The 1,507-nt window shown below is 67.5% G+C and carries 2 protein-coding genes; both read right to left on the bottom strand.

Going from position 1 to position 1,507, the window contains the following annotated elements:
* Window positions 1-39 precede the first annotated feature (39 nt).
* Entirely contained in the window at window positions 40-636 is a 597-nt protein-coding gene (locus AYO52_RS16020; protein WP_216635345.1) for a CueP family metal-binding protein, read from the bottom strand.
* 5 nt (window positions 637-641) lie between these two features.
* Window positions 642-1,507, bottom strand: an 866-nt coding sequence (locus tag AYO52_RS16015; protein ID WP_156523655.1) for an HAD-IC family P-type ATPase, incomplete at its 5' end; no start/stop codon positions are given.

Below are 1,507 nucleotides of genomic sequence, written 5' to 3'. Positions count from 1 at the left end.
GGCCACTTTAGCGGGAACACTCCAGCGCGAGTGGGGATGTCAGGCGAGTTGCATAGTGGTCAGGCAGGTGAGGTCGTCGTCGCCCGTGGAGATCGGAGCGGTGGCCGTTCTGCCGTCGTGGTCGATGGTGAGCGTGGCCGTGATGCCTCGCGGTAGCCAGAGCCCGAGGAAGCCGTTGTCGTAGGTGGTGCGCGGTTCGTCGATGAGGGTGTCACCGGAGGCGTTATCGATGACTGTGACGTGCACCTGTTCGTTGGCGATCTCGCCGAGGCAAGTGGTCAGGCTGTGGAATCGGCAGGGGTGGGTGCTCGTGTAATACGGAGCCACTGACAGATAGAACTGGTCCTCTGGAATAGGAATCGTCTCGAGGCTCTCATCGCCACTGGTCAAGACGAGCTCAGTCGGCTGCACCGAGGCGATCAGATCGTTCGGCCTGTCGGCCACCGGCATGGTGTCGAGCGTGTTGATGATCTGGGGTGCCTCGAGGCCGGCGAGGTCGTAGTGCTCCAACGACGCGGGAGGCCAGTTGGGTACTGCATTTTCGGCGGGCCCGGGCGAGCAGCCGGTCAGGGTCAGGGCAGCGGCGGCAACGAGCGCGATCGCGGCTCGTCTCCGAGTGGAGTGGGTGGTGTTCATCGGACTCATCCTCGTTGCATCGCTGTGGTGACGGTGTCCGGGCGGAGGTCGAGACGGCGCAGCAGCTGCGCGTTGAGAGCAACGACGACGGTGGAGGCGGACATGAGGATGGCGCCGACGCCCATGGGCAGCACGAATCCGATCGGAGCCAACACGCCGGCGGCGAGAGGCACGGCGGCAAGGTTGTAGCCGGCGGCCCACCACAGGTTCTGCTTCATCTTGCGGTAGCTCGCCCGGGAGAGTTCGATGACCGAGAGCACAGAGCGGGGATCCGATGAGGCCAGGATGACCCCCGCGGAGCCGATCGCCACGTCGGTCCCGGCGCCGATGGCGATGCCCACATCGGCTTGGGCCAGTGCGGGCGCGTCGTTGACCCCGTCGCCGACCATGGCGACCTTGCGGCCCTCGTGCTGGAGTTGGGCGACCTTGGCGGCCTTGTCTTCGGGCCGGACCCCGGCGAAGACCCGGTCGATGCCGAGCTCGGCGGCGACGGTGTCAGCGACGGCCTGAGCATCGCCGGTGATCATGACGACCTGCGCACCGGCAGCATGGAGCGCGTCGACGGCGTCACGGGACTCGGGCCGGATCTCATCGGCCAACCGCAGCGCGCCGATCACCCGGCCCTCGGCGAGGACGTGCAGGATGATCGCGCCCTCGGTACGCCACTGATCGGCGACGGGGAGTTCGTCGCGATCGTGCTGGTCGAGGAGATAGGGGCCGCCGACCTCGACCACGGTGCCCTCCACCGTGGCCTTCACGCCCACAGCTGGCGAGGAGGAGAAGTCGGTCGCCTTCGCCACGGTCAGTTCGCGGGCCCTTGCGGCCCCGACCACGGCTCTGGCCAGCGGGTGCTCACTGTCGCTCTCGGCCG

Source organism: Dietzia sp. 111N12-1 (assembly GCF_001658045.1).
In the GTDB taxonomy this organism is placed as follows: Bacteria; Actinomycetota; Actinomycetes; order Mycobacteriales; family Mycobacteriaceae; genus Dietzia; species Dietzia kunjamensis.
Note: the sequence above shows the minus strand (reverse complement) of the source record. Positions and strands in the feature narration are given on the sequence as shown.